This is a genomic window from Paenibacillus sp. FSL H8-0175 (assembly GCF_045040615.1).
GTDB classification, from domain to species: Bacteria; Bacillota; Bacilli; order Paenibacillales; family Paenibacillaceae; genus Paenibacillus_AQ; species Paenibacillus_AQ odorifer.
In genome coordinates this window covers 6,699,169-6,717,599 of the sequence record NZ_CP150299.1, presented here as the reverse complement: position 1 = coordinate 6,717,599, position 18,431 = coordinate 6,699,169, and the positions used below count along the sequence as shown (strand labels likewise).

General features: G+C 45.5%; 14 protein-coding genes. All 14 read left to right on the top strand.

Annotated features, from left to right (window positions below; translation table 11 throughout):
* Positions 1 to 80: 80 nt before the first annotated feature.
* Positions 81 to 620 (top strand): hypothetical protein, encoded by a 540-nt coding sequence (locus MHH46_RS29855; protein WP_076192374.1) that lies wholly within the window; start codon positions 81 to 83, stop codon positions 618 to 620.
* Positions 621 to 773: 153 nt separating this feature from the next.
* Complete coding sequence (locus MHH46_RS29850) at positions 774 to 1,043, top strand: alpha/beta-type small acid-soluble spore protein (RefSeq protein ID WP_076192376.1); 270 nt, start codon at positions 774 to 776, stop codon at positions 1,041 to 1,043.
* Positions 1,044 to 1,382: 339 nt separating this feature from the next.
* The gene (metK, locus tag MHH46_RS29845) at positions 1,383 to 2,585 is read left to right on the top strand and encodes a methionine adenosyltransferase (protein ID WP_036681514.1); all 1,203 of its coding nucleotides are present in this window, start codon (positions 1,383 to 1,385) and stop codon (positions 2,583 to 2,585) included.
* Positions 2,586 to 2,785: 200 nt separating this feature from the next.
* Positions 2,786 to 6,820, top strand: coding sequence for an Ig-like domain-containing protein (locus MHH46_RS29840; protein WP_076192379.1), 4,035 nt, complete (start codon positions 2,786 to 2,788; stop codon positions 6,818 to 6,820).
* A gap of 215 nt (positions 6,821 to 7,035) precedes the next feature.
* Complete coding sequence (locus tag MHH46_RS29835) at positions 7,036 to 9,768, top strand: stalk domain-containing protein (protein ID WP_081387847.1); 2,733 nt, start codon at positions 7,036 to 7,038, stop codon at positions 9,766 to 9,768.
* A 57-nt stretch (positions 9,769 to 9,825) separates the two neighbouring features.
* Positions 9,826 to 10,986 (top strand): sensor histidine kinase, encoded by a 1,161-nt coding sequence (locus MHH46_RS29830; RefSeq protein WP_036681511.1) that lies wholly within the window; start codon positions 9,826 to 9,828, stop codon positions 10,984 to 10,986.
* A 4-nt stretch (positions 10,987 to 10,990) separates the two neighbouring features.
* Positions 10,991 to 11,713, top strand: a complete 723-nt coding sequence (locus MHH46_RS29825) for a response regulator transcription factor (RefSeq protein WP_036681509.1) — start codon at positions 10,991 to 10,993, stop codon at positions 11,711 to 11,713.
* Between the two features lie 135 nt (positions 11,714 to 11,848).
* A complete protein-coding gene (locus MHH46_RS29820; RefSeq protein WP_076123908.1) occupies positions 11,849 to 12,292 on the top strand; it encodes a glycosyltransferase family A protein in 444 nt (147 codons plus the stop codon).
* Between the two features lie 57 nt (positions 12,293 to 12,349).
* A complete protein-coding gene (locus MHH46_RS29815) occupies positions 12,350 to 14,443 on the top strand; it encodes a DEAD/DEAH box helicase (protein WP_405132544.1) in 2,094 nt (697 codons plus the stop codon).
* A complete protein-coding gene (locus MHH46_RS29810) occupies positions 14,440 to 15,294 on the top strand; it encodes a ComF family protein (RefSeq protein WP_256716465.1) in 855 nt (284 codons plus the stop codon). Before MHH46_RS29815 ends, MHH46_RS29810 begins: the two co-directional genes overlap by 4 nt.
* Positions 15,295 to 15,463: 169 nt before the next feature.
* Positions 15,464 to 15,874 carry a TIGR03826 family flagellar region protein gene (locus MHH46_RS29805; RefSeq protein ID WP_076124340.1) on the top strand — a complete coding sequence of 137 codons (411 nt, stop codon included), beginning with the start codon at positions 15,464 to 15,466 and terminating at the stop codon, positions 15,872 to 15,874.
* A 103-nt stretch (positions 15,875 to 15,977) separates the two neighbouring features.
* The gene (gene flgM, locus MHH46_RS29800; RefSeq protein WP_036678454.1) at positions 15,978 to 16,265 is read left to right on the top strand and encodes a flagellar biosynthesis anti-sigma factor FlgM; all 288 of its coding nucleotides are present in this window, start codon (positions 15,978 to 15,980) and stop codon (positions 16,263 to 16,265) included.
* Positions 16,266 to 16,277: 12 nt separating this feature from the next.
* A complete protein-coding gene (locus MHH46_RS29795) occupies positions 16,278 to 16,778 on the top strand; it encodes a flagellar protein FlgN (protein ID WP_036678457.1) in 501 nt (166 codons plus the stop codon).
* A gap of 54 nt (positions 16,779 to 16,832) precedes the next feature.
* On the top strand, positions 16,833 to 18,416 hold the full coding sequence (flgK, locus tag MHH46_RS29790) for a flagellar hook-associated protein FlgK (protein ID WP_038573615.1): 1,584 nt from the start codon (positions 16,833 to 16,835) through the stop codon (positions 18,414 to 18,416).
* Positions 18,417 to 18,431 lie beyond the last annotated feature (15 nt).

Here is an 18,431-nt window from a genome sequence, read left to right as displayed (position 1 = left end):
TTACCGAAGCACAGAATAGCCTCTTCGGAGGCTATTCTTTTTTTATAGGTTTTTATCCCCAATAATGAGGAGGAACTTCTTTGAAACCGGTATGGAAAGTAACAACCGCAGCCGTATTGCTGGCTGGTGGTGTATGGGCTGGATCTCTGCTAAATATTACTGCTGAAGGTGCAGGTGTTGGTTCTCAGCCTGGCACAACGGATGATCCTGTAGTTACGAAAAGCTACGTAGATCAGCAAATTCAGAAAGCACTTTCAGGTGGTACAGTGACGACTCCGGTAGCGACTGCTACACCTGCGCCTAGTGCAACCACAGCACCAGTAGCTACACCTGGTCAAAATAGCAGTAATGAATCTGTGATTGTTGATGTGAAGCCTGGCCAAACTTTAATTGCTTCTGCAGGTGCTGAGTTTATCGTTCGCGCGGGTAAAGCAGTAATCGTTTCGCAGGATGCGAATGGTGTGGCGGATTTAACAGACGGTAAAGATCTTACAAACGGACTAGCTGCACCATCTAACCACTTATTGTCCTTCCCTCGTGATGGTCGTGGAATAACTGTTCAAGAGGGTCAAACACTTGGTCTTGTTGTGATGGTTCGTGGTGGATATACCTTGAAATAATGTGTAATGATATATATTCATAATGCCCGTAAACAGACGTAATCATACCTTCAAACTGTTTTCCAAAGTTACAAATCATTGGCGTGATTGAAGATTAAGTGATGGACGCACAATATTCCTGTAATCTTACAAATTCACAGGAGGTGCTGTAACATGGCACGTAATAATCGTACAGTCGTACCTGAAAGTCGGACAATGCTGAAACAAATGCAATATGAAATTGCAGCTGAATTTGGTTTATATGGGGCTCATTATGGAGGCGGGGCAGACACGGAGTTTGCTTCTGAGTTAGGAGCAGTCGGAGGTAGTAGTTCTGGCCGTAGTCAGTACCTTGGGCATCTAAGTTCAAGGGATAATGGGTCTGTTGGAGGAGAAATTACGAAGAGACTCATTAAGCAAGCTGAACAGTCTCTTTTTCAATAATATCAGGGGTTAGGATGCCCTTATTCCTTATCTGATATTGCTTTTTTATAGCGTGAAATCAATATTCATACTCTCACGGGGGGTTCTGTGTTTAATTGACACCACCCCCTAAATAAGATAATATGACTTTTGAGGAAAGCCTTAAACCTTTTCCATATGGAAAAGGTTCATTTTTTGAAGAGTTTAGTGAATGTAGGCATCAAATTTTGCGAAAATCCTTCATAAAAAGAAATCAGGCAAACCTGAATTATTTATATTATTTAGTTTTATTATTTGGCCTGTTATCATTAAGGAATCCCTTATACAGTGTCAGACTAACCATATGGGAGGTTGTTATACTTGTCTATTAAAGGGCGTCATTTGTTTACTTCTGAGTCCGTTACGGAAGGGCATCCGGATAAAATCTGTGACCAGATTTCCGACGCGGTATTGGATGCATTTTTAGTTAATGATCCTAATGCACGTGTAGCCTGCGAAGTAGCAGTAGCAACAGGTCTTGTACTGGTGATCGGGGAAATCAGTACCAAATCAGAGTATGTTGATATTCCTGCCATCGTACGCAATACCATCAAAGAAATTGGATACACACGTGCAAAATATGGTTTCGACTATAATACATGTGCTGTGTTGAGTTCTCTTAACGAGCAGTCCGCTGATATTGCCCAAGGTGTTAACTCTGCTTTAGAACACCGTGATCCTGCTCAAGTAGCTGAAGAAACAGCTAATATTGGTGCGGGCGATCAAGGACTCATGTTTGGTTTTGCTACGAATGAGACACCTGAACTGATGCCACTGCCGATTGCCTTATCACATCGTATTGCACGTCGTTTATCTGAAGTTCGTAAAAATGGAACTTTGGACTATCTTCGTCCAGACGGCAAAACACAAGTTACGATTGAGTATCAAGATGAAAAACCTGTACGCGTAGACGCTATCGTAGTATCTACACAACATGCAGAGGAAATTTCTCTTGAACAAATTCAGGCGGATATTAAAGAACATGTTATTTTGCCTGTTGTTCCTGCGGAACTGCTTGATGCAGAAACCAAATACTTTATTAACCCAACCGGACGTTTTGTTATTGGGGGTCCTCAAGGGGATGCTGGTCTAACTGGCCGTAAGATTATCGTCGATACATACGGCGGTTATGCTCGTCATGGCGGCGGAGCATTCTCAGGTAAGGATCCAACTAAAGTGGACCGTTCTGCGGCTTACGCGGCTCGTTATGTAGCTAAGAATCTTGTAGCTGCTGGTTTGGCCGACAAATGTGAGATCCAACTTGCCTATGCCATCGGTGTAGCTACTCCTGTCTCGATAAATGTGGATACATACGGAACAGGTAAAATCAGTGAAGAGAAAATGGTTCAACTGATCAGCAACAACTTTGATCTTCGCCCTGCGGGCATCATTTCTATGCTTGATTTGCGTAAACCGATTTATAGACAAACTGCAGCTTACGGTCATTTCGGACGTACTGATGTTGATCTTCCATGGGAACGCGTAGATAAAGCAGAATTGCTAAGAGATCAAGCAGGGTTGTAATTTATCATACGGTCTTATAATATGTTAGCCCGCAAGTTGGCCATGGTGTCAACTCTGCGGGTTATTTTGCGTGCGAAAACGAGCAAGGCTAGTGAATCTAACCATAGAGAAGTAGACTACTAAACTTTGCCAGCCTTTTAGCCGAAATATAAGAATATACATAAAGACGATAGTATGGCTTGAGAGGAGTCTATCACGGAATGAAAAGAAAAATTTCAATATGGACGGCACTTATTCTAGCGGGAGAGTTAGTACTTGGTTCGGGTTATCCTGCTATTGGAATAGGGAATTCAGCAGTGTACGCTGCATCAGAGTTTGGTATAACAGTCTCACCAGCGCCTGGAGCAAGTTATGTAAATATCGGATCATCCCTTAGACTGAGCTTTGATCGTCAAGTAAACCCGCAGTCAGGTGAAATTACTATTACGGGTCAAGGTGATAGCTCACCTTTTTTAACGATTCCTATTGGTAGCTATGGTCTAATTGGTAGTTCAAAAGATTACGAGCTTAAGCTAAATCAACAGTTTACTTCAAACAAGACTTATACAGTGACAATTCCTAAGGGGTTGTTCAAGGATAATGATGGTAATGAGTCAGGTGTTACTTCATGGGCATTTACTACTGCGCCTGAGAGTAATACAGCGATTACGGCAGGCAACTTTTCACCTGCTAATAATACAAGAGTGGATGCAGGAGCCCTTAAGGAGCTAAGTCTAACCTTAAATAAAAACCTGATAAAAGGTGGAGGTTCCATTCGAATTTTGTCGTCTGCAGATAATGCAACCGTTCAAGAGTTCAAAATTAAGGATGATGATACTAGAGTCAACGTTCAGACTGATGCTAACTCTACTACAGTTAAACTAACATTGGATAAAACATTGGCCTCCGGAAGTAACTATTATGTTCTTATAGATTCTTATGCTTTTAAGGATGTTGATAATCGAACGTATTCCGGGATTTCAAGCGGTGATGTATGGAGCTTCTCTACTAAAGGTGTGGCAGAGATTCCAGTGACTCCTGCACCGGCAAACGGATCAGGTGGGGTATCTACCACTGGAGCCCTACAACTTACATTTGATCGTCCTATGATGCCTGCAGCTGGAACCATAACAGTATCTCCAGGTGCAGCTAACGATGCTAGAACGAGATGGCTTAATGTAAACTCCCCAGCCGTTACAGGAGGAAGCAGCAGAACTATAACATTGCTTCCAGCATCAGCAGCATCACCCTTGCTAAACAGTACGCAGTATACGGTGACGATACCGCAGGGAGCTTTTTACGATCAAGACGGAAATGTATTTCCGGCTTCGGGTGCGTATACCTGGACATTTACAACGGCTTCTTTGACAGGACTTAACGTAAGCGCGCTAAATCCGGCTGACCGGAGTGAATCCATAGCTAACAACAGATCATTTTCTGTCACATTCAATCGTAATGTGAATTATAACAGTGCTGTGGAAAATGGCGTAGCACTTTATAAAAGTGGCGGTGCACAGGTTCCGGTTACTGTTAACCGGAGTACAACTGCTGCAAACGAATATGTAATTACACCTAAAACAGCTTTAGATAGCGACTCAACCTATTATATTGATATTGCTAAAGGAGCTTTTGTAGACGCTATTGATGCTAATGTTATCTATGATGGACTAAGCGGAAAAAATTCATGGAGCTTCCGGACCTTGTCTCAGGACAAAACAGCTCCACAGCTCACATCTGCATCACTCGAGAACAATCGGACCATTCGTTTAAAATACAATGAGAGCCTCAACTCTTCCATTGCACTGTTGATCTCCAGCTTTGGTGCTACGGTGAATGATGAGAATCGTACAATTGAAAGTGTCTATATCCAGGGAGACAGCGCCTATGTGGTACTCAGTACAGGGGTAGCGGTTGGACAGAACGTGAAGGTTAGCTATACAGGTGGCCTGCGGACCATTCAAGATCCAAGCGGAAATGCAGCCAGCACCTTTAGCTCAAAGCAGGTTACTAACACTATCGAGTCCTCCATGCCTACACCCAAAGATGGACGGATCACGGGTAGAACTGTAGCGTTGAATTTCAATGACTCCTTAAAGGCAGTTTCCTCTTACGCACATAGTCAGTTTCTAGTGACTTCAGATGGGGGATCCCTAGGGGTCAACTCCATAAGCTCCAGCGGGAACACTGTATATTTAGGGTTAAATAGCGATGCTTCTAATGGCCAGACCGTTCGTGTCTCCTATTATGCAGGCTCTTATCCTTTGCAGAATTCTTTTGGACAAAATATTGCGGATTTCACAGATTTCTACATTCGCAACAGCAACGATACAATTCCACCCGTGTTCCAAAGTGCAACCGGAGGTGGCAATAAAATCCTTCTGAATTACAATGAAGGCTTGTCAACGACAAACCTCCCGATGAACAGCCAGTTCTCTGTGCTTGTTGGCAGCACTCCTAACTATGTTACGAATGTATCAGTCAGTGGCTCACAGGTCACGCTAACGCTCCAGAGTGCTTTGACGGTGAATCAGAATGTTACTGTATCCTATGTTCCGGGGACTACCGGAATAAGCGATTTAAATGGAAACCGTGCAGCTTATATTAACCTGCAGCCTGTGTCCATCTCGGAAAATAGCGGCACTAGCATACCTGAGATTAGTTCTGCCACCATCAATGGCGACGAGCTTACGGTTACATTCAGTAAAAACATGCAGGCATCTGGTTCCCTCTATGCTAATCAGTTCGGAGTTAGAGCAGATGGAAGCAGTATGGGTGTGCAAAACTACACTTTGTCAGGGGATATTTTGAAAATAACAACATCCTCAGTAGTAAAGACCGGGCAAACTATCGATTTGTCCTATATGTCAGGTTCAGGTACGATCAAGGATCTGACCGGTAATGTACTGTCCTCATTCTCTTCTCTCTCTGTTAAGAACCTAACCGGCGTGAGCACCGGAACGGGAAATCGTCCATCCTATCTAGGGACGCTTGCAACAAGTGAGTTTGGAAAAGAATACGCGCTGCTGAAGAGTGACTCTTCACAAATCGTGGATGACCGTTCGTTATACAATCAATCTGTAAAAAGATATACCTTAAACACAGATCGCCTGACGGCCAGTTATGAATATCTGTATAAGGCAAGTAGTGATACATTAGCTTTTGAGGTGCCTGCTACAGAACAATCGGCCTATGTGACTGTTCCTTTAAAGCCTTTGCTTGATGCTGTAAATCGCAGTAAAACCACAAAATTTATGATACGTTATGGCGATCACTTATATAGCGTAGGACTAGACGATATCGATATGAACGGATTAGCGACTAGCTTGATTGCAGACAGTAAAAATATCTCGCTGGTGTTCCGCTTAGAAAAGGTTCCGGCAGGTACGTTCTCCCCATTTGAGCAAAAGCTAAAAACTATGGGGATGCAGAGCGTTACTAGTCTTATGGATGTCCGGGTGACTGCGATAGTAAGCAGCAATTATTCTAATGCTAAGGCATTATCGGTACCTGGAGAATACACTGTGCGTACAACTTCTTCATTGAACAATGCGCAGACATCTGCTGCTAGACTGGATCTTTCCTATTACGATGCAGCTTATCTGCCAACAAAAGTAAGTACGGTAGGTAGCTATACGATTATTCGTGCTCGTACGGAGGGTAATCAGGTGTTAGGAACCTTTATATCAACCCGGGCCTTCTCAGATATGAGTAAGCATTGGAGTAATTCGATCGTAGCTGAGCTTAGTGCAAAGACTATCATCGATAGCAGTTACGGGACTACATTTAGTCCAGAAAAAAAGATTACCCGTGCAGAGTTTGCAGTAATGCTTAGCCGGGGACTTGGTTTGCTAGGCGATCGCGAGACCGCACAGCGCTTCCGGGATGTGCAGCCTTCCACACAAACTGGAGACTATATTGGTGCAGCAGCCAAGGCTGGTATTATTACAGGGAACACGGATGGCTCCTTCCGGCCTAATGATAATATCACTCGAGAGCAGATGGCAATCATGATGATTCGGGCAATGGAATACACCAAACATCCTATTACTTTAAGCGGCACTTCTGCCTCAACACTGGCTCGCTTTAAGGATAAGTCTAAAATTCAGAATCAAAGTGCAGAATTCGTAGCTAAAGCTGTGCAATCTGGGATTATTTTGGGAATGACCACAAGTGAGTTCCAACCTCAGGGTAATGCCACTCGTGCACAAGCTGCTGTGATGTTGCATCGGATGCTGAAGCAAACAGATTATTTGTAGAATAAATAGATTGGTAAAGCCTGGCATTCTGCTGGGCTTTTTTTTATGTTAATAGTTTGTGTTACGAGACTCTATAAAGCTTGAAATCTCTCAATTTCGCAACTTTTTCGCTTATTTTCAGTCTATTAAAAGAGTACTAGAAAAATAGGAACCAGTTTCCAGACTTTTGATAACGGACTTGAAGAGTAAAAAAGAGATGGGAGAGTTACGTCGAAATGAATGAAGTTTTCATGGAGAAGAAGAGTAGAGAAGTTGTTCGGGGAATGAAATTATCATCTACTAAAAAATGGGTTGCCGCTTCATTAGCAGGTGTGTTGTGGATTATGCCGGTAATTGGCAGTGAAGGCTTAGCTATGTTTGGTCATAGTTCCACACCAATTGCTGCCGCAGCCACATCTAATTTTAAAGTAAGCAAGCTGGGTGAAGAAGTAATTACTTCGGGCGCCATTATGATGAAATACAAATATACGGCTACACGTTCAGGAGCGAGCGCTTCTGGCTTGGCGGATGTTATTCGCGTTGACCTCAACAATCCATATGTTTCTTTAGATGTTATGACAGGTAAGGGTGGAAACCTGACAACACGTCAAAGTACTGGCGGGATGGCTAAGGAAACTGGAGCCGTGGCTGCAGTAAACGGAGATTATTTTAATACAGGCGGGGAAGGCGCTCCGATTGGTGGACAAGTATCCAGTGGAGTCTTGGTTTCCACCCCTTCGCAATTGGATGGCATGTATGCCTTTGCAGTGACTAAGGATCGCAAGCCTCTTATTGATGAGTTCAGCTTTGAAGGAATGGTAACCGCACCTGACGGCGCACAGTTTGAGATATCCGGTATCAATAAAGGTGCTTATAGTCCTGAAGGTGGAAGCTCTACTTATAGCCATGCTAATGCAATGTATATCTATACGGATGTATGGACCGCACTCGATCGTCCCAAAAACAGCTCAACCACACCGACAGAGGTGCTCGTTGAGAACGGCGTAGTTACTCAAATATCTGAAAATGCTGCGCTTCCTACAGCGGTTCCAAAGGGAGCTTATATTTTGCGGGCCCATGGCTTAGCCGCACGGTATGTTACTGCCCATCTGACGGTAGGGCAACCGGTAACAAGTGTGTACTCCCTGAAATCCAAGACTACGCAGCAATCGCTAGATCCTGCTAATCTGCAAACAATGATTGGTGGACATACGATTCTTGTAAATAACGGAAAAGCTGCAACGTTCTCTCGCTCGACTAGCAGCATTGGCGGTTATCGTGCACGTACGGCTTTAGGATACTCTCAGGATGGACGTTATGTTTATATTATAGCTACTGAAAAAAATGGCAACAGCTCAGGAATGTCATTGACCGAGCTGCAATCTTTTATGACCAATATTGGAGTCTGGAAAGGGCTTAACTTAGACGGAGGCGGCTCTACAACGATGGTAGACCGGCCTCTCGGTGAAAGCTCAGCTACTCTAACCTTTAATACAGAGTATGGCACAGAGCAGCGCAGCATTGTTAACGCGCTTGGTGTTTATACTAACGCACCACAAGGTGAAGTAAAAGGAATTAAAATTAGCGGAAGCACTTCGCTATTAGTTGGACAAAAGGCTACTTATTCGTTAAAAGGTTATGACACTTACTATAACCCTATAGATGTAGCAGCAGGCAATCCTACTTGGACATCAAGCGGAGGAAGCGCAACTGTAAGTGCAGGAGAAGTAACGGCAGTGAAGCCAGGCACCGTTACCTTAACGGCTAAAAGCGGCGTAGCAAGCGCTTCTACAACCCTTACAGTCTTGGGTGGAGATGATCTATCCAGCATGAGTGTAGGCACTGCTACAGCGCCACTGACAGCTGGGACAACTGTATCTGTCCCTGTAAAGGCCTCTACGAAGAGTGGAGCAACCATAAGCGTTCCAGATTCAGCGCTGAAGTGGGAGTTTGTAGGCTTTAAGGGAGTCGTTCAAAATGGCAAGCTTACTGTAAACTCTGTGGATGCAGGGGTTACTACAGGTTACGCTATTGCTCGTTATGATGGATTTAGCACAGCGGTTGTATTATCGACAGCAGCAGCTACAACATGGGAAGATTTCGAGAAGGTAAGTTATCCAGTTAACTTTACTACCAATGTGCCAGCGGTACAGGGGACTGCAACAATAGTAGACGGATCGGCTGAAAGAGTAGGCTCCAAGGTGCTGTCACTCAGTTATGATATGACGGCTGGCAGCGGTAAAATGTACGCTTATGCTCAACTTAACGGCACAAGTGGAAAAGCCGTTCCAGCGCTTGCAACTTCGATGTCAGTTGATGTGATGGGCGATATGAGCTTAAATTGGCTGCGTGCTGAGTTTGTAGACAATAGTGGAGCTACAGCCTATGTAGATCTTGCGAAGATTATCGATTGGAACGGTTGGAAGAACATAAACATCGACTTGTCAGGATCAGGGATTAAATTCCCGGCTACGCTGAAGAGACTTTATGTAGTGAATGTAGAGGAAGGCCAAGATGAACGGGCGAAGACAGGTACGGTTGCTTTTGATAATATCACCTTCACAATGCCTTCACTTTCCAGTGATGCAGGGTTACCAAAGGGTACAGCTTCGATGAGCATCGGCTCCAAAGCAATGACCGTAAACGGAAATAAGAAGGCTATTGATGTAGCTCCAATTGTGAAAGACGGCAGTACTTATGTGCCGATCCGTTATGTGCTGGATGCTTTTGGAGGGAATGCTACCTGGGATCAGGTGAATAAGAAGATCATGGTGTTGCGGGGAGCCAAGGCACTGGATCTGACGGTAAATAAAAAGGAATACCTGTTAAATGGTAAGCGACAAAGTGCTGAAGTAGCACCTATTATTTTACAGGGTAGGACTTTAGTACCTCTGAGACTGGTTTCTGAACAGTTAGGATTAACTGTAAAATGGGAACAGAAAACGAAGACCGTAACTATCGAATCGTGATATGTTAATATATAAGGAAAACCTTAATACGATCCGATAGAAAAGGGGCAAGCATCCGTGGAATTTCAAGCCGATGCGATTGATCGCGTTATTAAAAATACCATCGACGTGATGGAGAGCAGCAAGTATCAGATTTTTGAAATATTGCAGGTTGCACGTGATGAACTTGCTGCACTCAACAAGGAACTGCAGCGGGTCATGGACGAAACGGATGAAACGTTGAAAAAGGTAGACAAGCTGGAGCTACAGTATCACCGCTCCAGAATCCGGCTGACAGAGGTCAGCCGGGACTTTGTCCGCTACTCAGAGAAGGATATCCGTATTGCTTATGAGAAGGCTACAGAGCTTCAGCTCGAACTCATGATGACGCGTGAGCGAGAGGTCTATCTTCGAAGCAGACGTGATGAATTACAAATGCGAGTGCGCAGTGTCGAAAATTCTGTAGAGCGTGCAGAGTCAATTGGTTCGCAAATGAGCGTAGTGCTCGAATATTTGTCGGGAGAACTAGGCCAAGTGACGAGAATTGTCGAATCTGCGAAGAACAGACAGATGATCGGACTCAAAATTATCCTGGCTCAAGAAGAAGAACGGAAGAGAATTGCCCGGGAAATTCATGATGGTCCCGCTCAAATGCTGGCAAATCTAGTCCTTAGGACGGAAATTGTAGAAAGAATGCTGGTAAAGCAGGAATTTGGGCTGGTGCAGGACGAAGTAGTAGATTTAAAAGGGCAGGTTCGTAACAGCCTGGAAGAAATGCGTAAGGTTATTTTTAATTTACGACCGATGGCTCTCGATGATTTGGGCTTGATTCCGACTTTGCGGAAATATGTGCATGATTTTGAAGAGAAGACGAAACTGCGGACGACTTTGGAAACCCGGGGACAGGAACACCGACTATCTTCAGCGATGGAGGCGGCGGTATACCGTCTTGTTCAGGAAGCATTGTCTAATGCAGCAAAACATGCCTACCCAAGCTTCGTATTGGTGGAGATTACATACCAAGCGCAGTTAATTAAGATTGTGATTAAAGATAACGGATTAGGCTTTAATGTACAAAAGTTAAAAAATCAGCAAGGTAATCGGGAAAGCTTCGGGCTAGTAGGTATGCGGGAACGTGTAGAACTGCTTGAAGGAAGAATGGAAATTGTATCAGCCGAGAATCAGGGGACAACAATCGTGATCCATATTCCGACGAATGTGGAGAAGGGGAAGGAGTAGTGTGATGGAGAACTTAAACTCTAGTAAAACGCCCATTAAGGTTCTTTTGGCGGATGATCATCAGCTTTTTCGTGAAGGGCTGAAACGCATTTTGAATATGGAGGAGGATATCGAGGTCATAGGGGAGTGCGGCGACGGTATTCAGGTATTAGAGTTTTGTAACGGTACTAAACCGGACATCGTATTGATGGACATCAATATGCCTGTTGAGAACGGCGTAGAAGCCACTCAAAAACTTCGGGAAATGTTCCCGGAGGTTAAGGTAATTATTTTATCCATTCATGATGATGAGAGTTATGTATTTGAGACCCTTCGTAAGGGCGCCAATGGTTATTTATTGAAGGATATGGAGGCCGAATCCCTTATTAATGCCATTCGTTCGGTCTGTGAAGGACATGCTTTTATCCATCCAAAGGTTACTGGAAAGCTTATCAATCAATTGCGGCGTATGACTTACCTTAACGAGACTGGCGTAACTACAGATACAGTGGTGAAGGAAGCTGGTGTTAAATTTATTGCTGGTGACAACAATCCTCTAACCCGTCGTGAAGCAGAAGTGCTGCGTCTAATGGCTGAAGGTAAGAGCAACAAAATGATTGGTGAATATTTATTCATTAGTGAAAAAACAGTTAAAAACCATGTTAGCAGTATTTTGCAAAAAATGGAAGTGGATGATCGGACTCAAGCCGTTATTAATTCGATTAAATATGGCTGGGTAACCTTGTAGAAGCTTCACAGTAATACGTTACATATAGGAAAGAAATTAAGTAGACACAGCTTGCTTCCCTGATGGGTGTTCTGGGCAGTCACCGACCTTTTAATGCCGGCATATAGTGTTGGTATACAGAGGAGGTGCATCTCCATGGTAGCCCAGTTGATATGGATTGCGGTTGTTTATGTATCCGCTGCAGTGATGATTCATATGTTGCATAACCGGCAGAAGGTGCGTAAAACACCGCAGTCCGGAAAATGGATTCATTATATTTTTATTACCCGCAATCATGAATCTGTTGTGGAATGGTACATTCGGGCACTGACATTTCAAGCTCTTCTAACCGGAAAACGATTGCGAGTAACGTTCATGGATGATGGTTCGAGCGATGGAACACTTGGGATTGTTTCCAAAATGGCCGCTAGCGGCTGCTCTATCGATCTTGCAACATCTATGTACTCTCTTCAGATGAGTGAAGAATTGCAGCATGAAGGAATTGTAGTAGACTTGCGGCTGTCAGGGCAGTCTGTATCGCTGCCTTTTATGGGGATGGCAGGAAGTAGGGGATGCGAATCAAAGCGCAACAGATCTTAAGTAAATATGTAAGTAACGGGTGAAGCACACTCTCCAAGAACTGGGGGAGTGTGCTTTTTGCGTTTGGGGAGACGGAGTCGTGAATTTGGGATCAAATATGGAGTTGCTAAGTACAAGCGAAAGGTAGGAGGGATTATTATACAAGTCGCTGTATATGCTGTGGAATGCAAGGGGAGCTGGAGGGTTGGAATTTCATTAGATCTTAGCGTGGATAGATGGTGGTGGTCTGTAGCTAGACCGGAGAAGAAAGCTGGGAGTTCCTTAGCGGCGAATAGTTTGGTTCTGCTTTCTTCTGCGTTGCCGCTAGGTTGGGCTGTGAAGCTCCGGGACAACTTTAAACAAAGAAGCGTAATGGGCACCTGGGCGATTAAGGAATGGGGGCAATATATTAATAGTATGCTCGAGGCTGAGTTGAGAGAGGAGAAAGAGGCAGGGGGACTGTGGGAGGCACAGTGGTTAAATGATGGAATATTCATATGGAAGCCTAATAAATCGAGTTTCGGAATAGAACAGGACAATAAGAAGAATGAAAGGTATTGCGGGAGTGAAAAAAAGGGTTTTGATTCTGGATTGCTAGAATTGGATTCAGAGCAATTATTGCGGGCTGTGGCCGGACGCTCTTTATTGGAGCCGGAAGTAGAAGCGCTGCTGGCAGAAGAATTGCCAGAGCTAGGGGGTTGCTGGCGCCAGGCGGCACAACTGGCGCATCTGCAGGGGCGGCTGTTGCTTACAGCCGCCGTAGGCAATGCGCCCCCGGCTGCGCACGGGGCGCGGGCCCGCCAGCTCCCTGCGGGTGCTGGCGTTATGATGCGTGCGGCGGCTAGGCTGCCGCACTTATTGTGGCGCGGCGCTGTCGCTCGCCGCGCGGTTTCGCGCTGCCTGCGTTGCGGCAGCGTGCCCACCGGCCGCACGGCATGCGCCGCGTGCGGGCTTATGGGCTGCGCCTATTGCGAGGCCTGCCTCGCGCTTGGGCGCAGCCGGGCTTGTGCGCTGCTGCTGCGCAGCGCAGCACTTCCGGCCGTGCGATGCACGGCCGCCCTTGACCCCTCCGTGGCCGCAGGCCGGTGGGGGCTGAGCCCAGCGCAGGCGGGAGCCGCTGGCGCTGCGCTGGGTTTTCTGGCGGAGGCGCGCAAGCGCTCCGCCAGTACATGCCCAGAGCGGTTTCTGCTCTGGGCGGTAACGGGAGCGGGGAAAACGGAGATGATCTTCCCGCTCCTAGAGGCTGTGCTCGCCGCCGGAGGGCGGGCGCTGGTAGCGACGCCGCGCCGCGACGTCGTACTTGAGCTCGCGCCGCGGCTCGCCCGGGCTTTTCCGGCGGAGGTTCTCGCCGTACTTTATGGCGGCAGCGCAGATCGCTGGGTGAGTGGTCGCTTAACGCTCGCAACCACCCATCAGCTCCTGCGCTTCCATCAAGGTTATGATCTCGTAATCATCGACGAGCTGGATGCGTATCCTTACCACAATGATCCTATGTTGGCCTATGCCGCTGAACAAGCCTGTAAAGTGGACGGCTCTTTCATCTATTTATCAGCTACGCCACCACAAGAAATGCAGCGTTTGGTCCGGTTAGGCAAGCTTCCACATGCCAGAGTGCCTGTCCGCTTCCATGGTCATCCCTTGCCTATCCCGCAGCATTTGAGTATACCCTCGGTTCTGACCTGTCTAAAGCGTGGAAGTTTGCCAAGATCGCTTATACAAAATCTTCAAAAGTCACTGGAGCGAAAAGCACAAATTTTTCTATTTGTGTCTCGAATAGCTCATATCGAAGGATTGCTGATACTACTTCGTCGTAGCTTTCCCGGCGTGGTTATTGAAGGCACCTCGTCCAAGGATTCATTTCGGGCAGAAAAGGTAACTGCTTTTCGCAACCGTATCATCTCTTTGTTAGTGACTACTACGATCCTGGAACGGGGAGTTACCGTGCCACGCAGTGACGTATTTATTTTGGATGCAGACAGTGGTCTTTTTGACGAAGCCTCTTTGGTACAGATGGCAGGCCGTGCTGGTCGTTCTAAAGATGATCCTGATGGCCATGTTGTATTTGCCTCCCCTCAGTGGAGCCGATCCCAGCGTGGAGCGATTGCTCAGATTCGTACTATGAATATCATTGCTCGCCGCCAAGGATATATTCGTAAAGGTGGGGCTATATGAATACCAAGCTTACAAGGTTCCGAAAATCTCTGTCTTTCCTCCTTACCCCCTCCGTGCCTCAATGTCTAACCTGCGGGAAGCACAGCCCACAGTCCTCACAGCTGCCTGGTATCTGTAAGAATTGTGCGGAATCCATTCCTTGGATACGCGCTCCACGTTGCTTGATATGTGGGCGGCATGTAGGCTGTCCAGACTGCACTCGCAGCGCTGAGCCCTCACCCATTGTATGTAACCGGAGTGCGGTAGCCTACACTAATGAGATGAGAGAATGGCTCGGTCAATATAAATATCGCGGGAATGAACGATATGCCCCTCTGCTTGGACTCATGCTGGATAGGGCATATTTAACCCTAAAGGAGGAAAAGCAGCAGGGGGCTCTTTTATCTCAGAAAGCATCTTTTTTTCATCTTATTCAACATAAAAGGTACATAAAAAACAGCCTTTGGTCAGCTGATTTATTAGTTCCGGTACCTGTCAGTGATACCAGGCTTCTAGAACGGGGCTTTAATCAAGCGGAAAGATTGGCCGATGTCCTATCTCGGCATAGAAAGATTCCACAGCTACCGCTACTAATTCGTACACATCATACAGGTAAGCAGAGCTTTAAAGGACGTGCGGAGAGACTGGCAGATATGAAGAATGCTTTTGGAGCAAATCCGGCAGTCTCCACACTATTTAAGGATTGGCTGAAAGATAACTCACCTATAAGCCGTCCTATTCGAATTATTATTGTTGATGATATCTATACAACCGGAAGCACGATTCGTGCTTGTGCCGAAATTCTAAAACAAATGGTTTCTAACTATGATTATGCTGCAGAAATCTATAGCCTAACCTGGGCGCGTTCCTAAAACGCGAAAAATGCATGATTGTGAACAGCTATATCCATTCCATTAAGGATTAGTTGCGGTTGGTAGCGTTTCTTCTGTCCCATAGACGAATTCCTTGCAATCATGTAATCTAGGAGCATAAGAATATTATGCATTGCACAGAATGTACGGAGAGGAGCGGCTGCTTGTTATGAATCTAGACAATTGTCCAAGGTGCGGCCGGTTGTTTGTCAAGAATCTTATGGGGTTGTGCTCGGCCTGTATCAAAGAGCTGGAGCATGAATATGAGATCTGCGTGAATTATTTACGGGAAAACAAAGGAACCAACATTCAGGAGCTCTCCGATGCTACGGGGATTTCTATTAAAGAGATTACCCGCTTTATTCGAGAAGGCCGGATTTCTATAGCTAATGCACCCAATATGATGTACCCTTGCGAAGTGTGTGGTACACTGATTCGGGATGGCCATATGTGTGACAGCTGTCGTAGCCGGCTCAGGAAAGATCTCACGAATGCTGTCAAGGAAAATTCTGCTGAGGATACTACTAAAAAGACATCTGATGGTGCATATCGTGCCATAGATAAGCTGCGTGACCTATAAAATCTGCAAAAAAACGTTTGCAGCTATAAAGAATGTTTCAGTCTACGCCGATAAACTTAGTAAAGATTATCGGCTTTTTTATATTAGAAGGAAGGTGGAAGTTATGAAAATTAACGAGACCGGACGAATTAACGCGATTAATCCGTATCAACGCAGCGCGGAAGCGCAAAGGCAGGAACAAATGAAGAAAAGCACACGCAAGGATGAGGTTTCGATCTCTGATGAAGCGATTCAACTCTTGCAAGCACAAAACACTGGCAAGAATGATCCAGAACGCGCACTTAAGATCGACAATCTAAAGCAGCAGGTCTCCGCAGGTACCTATCAAGTTGATGCATCTAAGCTAGCAGAGAAACTCGCCCCTTACTTTAAGCAATCCTCCGAGAATTAGGTGAAAACATCCATGGCATTGACGACATTAATAGAACTATTGGAGCGGCTAGATGGAGTGCATGTTCAAATGCTGGATCTGGCCGCTGAGAAGAAACAGACAATTATGGATAACAAGGTGGATGCGTTAATCGACATCCTTAACCGTGAATCCAAGCTAATGAAGGTAATTGGGCAGCTCGAGGAAGAGCGAATATTAGCCGCATATACCGTTTTGCAAGGTGTGGGTATTCGTTCCAACCTGAACCTGAACCTAACGGAGCTGTCCAGGCTTATATTTGACCCTGAAGACAAGGCACGACTGCTGCATATTCAGCAGAAGCTTTCGGGCACTTTGCATCGCCTGAAAGAAGCCAATGACCTAAATCAGAAGCTGATAGAGCAGTCGCTTACATTTATAGATTATTCTTTGGATCTGTTGGTCGGAAGACCAAATCAGGATATCACTTATCATCGTCCGTCCGACAAAGGCAACAACGTAAATCGGTCGGGGATTTTTGATGCACGAGGTTAGAATTGTACTGATGAAGTGTTCTGCCGGAGCAGAACATAAGGAGGAGTAAGAAGCATGACATCCACATTTCACTCGATAGAGACGGCGAGACGCAGCCTTTTTACTCAGACCGCAGCTCTTAATACAACTGGACACAATATCGCTAATGCGAATACCGAAGGTTATACTCGTCAACGTGTTAATATGCAAGCCTCTTTACCTATTGAAGCTTACGGATTGTTAAAATCTACTGTTCCAGGTCAAATGGGTACAGGGGTGGAATTCTCATCTATCGATCGGATTCGAGAAATGTTTCTGGATGATCAGTACCGTGGTGAGAACGCTGCTTTCGGCAACTGGAGTCTACAAGCAGATACGCTCTCTAAGCTGGAAGCTATCGTTAATGAGCCATCCGATACAGGCATTCGTACAGTTCTGGATAACTTCTGGAAATCTTGGTCGGATCTAAGTAAGAACCCTGAAGATCCAACAGCCCGTAAGATTGTAGTGCAAACTGCACAATCTTTGACGGATGCTATGAACTATATGAGCACGCAACTGAATAATCTGGAGCGGGATCTAACCACTAATATAGATGTTAAAGCAAAAGAAGCTCAGGGTTACCTGACCGCGATCGCAGATCTAAATAAATCCATCTATAAGATTGAGGGTATGGGGGATCATGCGAACGATCTACGTGATCAACGAGACCTGATGGCGGACAAGCTCTCCAAAATTGCTAATATTACTGTTGTAGAGACGGAAGCGGGTTATAACATTTCTTTGGGTGGACAACCTCTCGTAGAGGGTGGAGAAGTAACTGCAACCGTAGATGGCGCGTTTCTTAATAATGCTTATGCCTCCGGAACTTTGAAGGGCGGCGAGGCTTACGGAATGATTTTTTCCAATAATACCTATGTTGCCGATTACAAGAAACAGCTCAATGATTTGGCGAGCACTATTGCTACAGGTGACGTTGAAATTACAGTGCCAGCTGGCTCCAATCTTCCTGAGGGCACAGTGTTGACAAGTGATGCCAAGATTACACAAGCTGACGGTACCGTAGTTACTTTGACCGCTGGTCAGGCCATGCCTAAGGGCGCAACAATGTATGAGGACGTCAAGACCATTGTCAAAGGGTTTAACGGACTTCACAAGTTAGGTTACGCGATGGATGGAAGCGCCGGACGCGATTTCTTTGTAACATCAGGCGAGGCTGGAACGATTAAGCTAAATCCGGAAATTGCTGCGGATGTGAATTTATTCGCAACTTCGTTACGTACAACTGTTGATGCGAATGGAAATACGCAAGTCGTTAAAGGAAATAATACGTTGGCACTCTTATTGACTAGCCTGAAGGATAGTAAATTTACTACACCGGATGGTAGTGTGAGCAACACTGTTGGCGGACTTTTTGGCTCTATGGTTGGCCAACTTGGTATTCAATCCCAAGAGGCTGCACGTCAGACGGATAACTCAGATTATCTGGTAGAGCAGGTTAACTCCCGGCGTCAATCAGTCAGTGGCGTTTCACTGGATGAAGAAATGTCGAATATGCTAGTGTTCCAGCATGCTTATAGTGCGGCAGCACGTTTTATGACTACTTTTGATGAACTGCTCGACAAATTGATTAATTCCACCGGCACAGTCGGCAGATAAAAGGAGATATAGCGT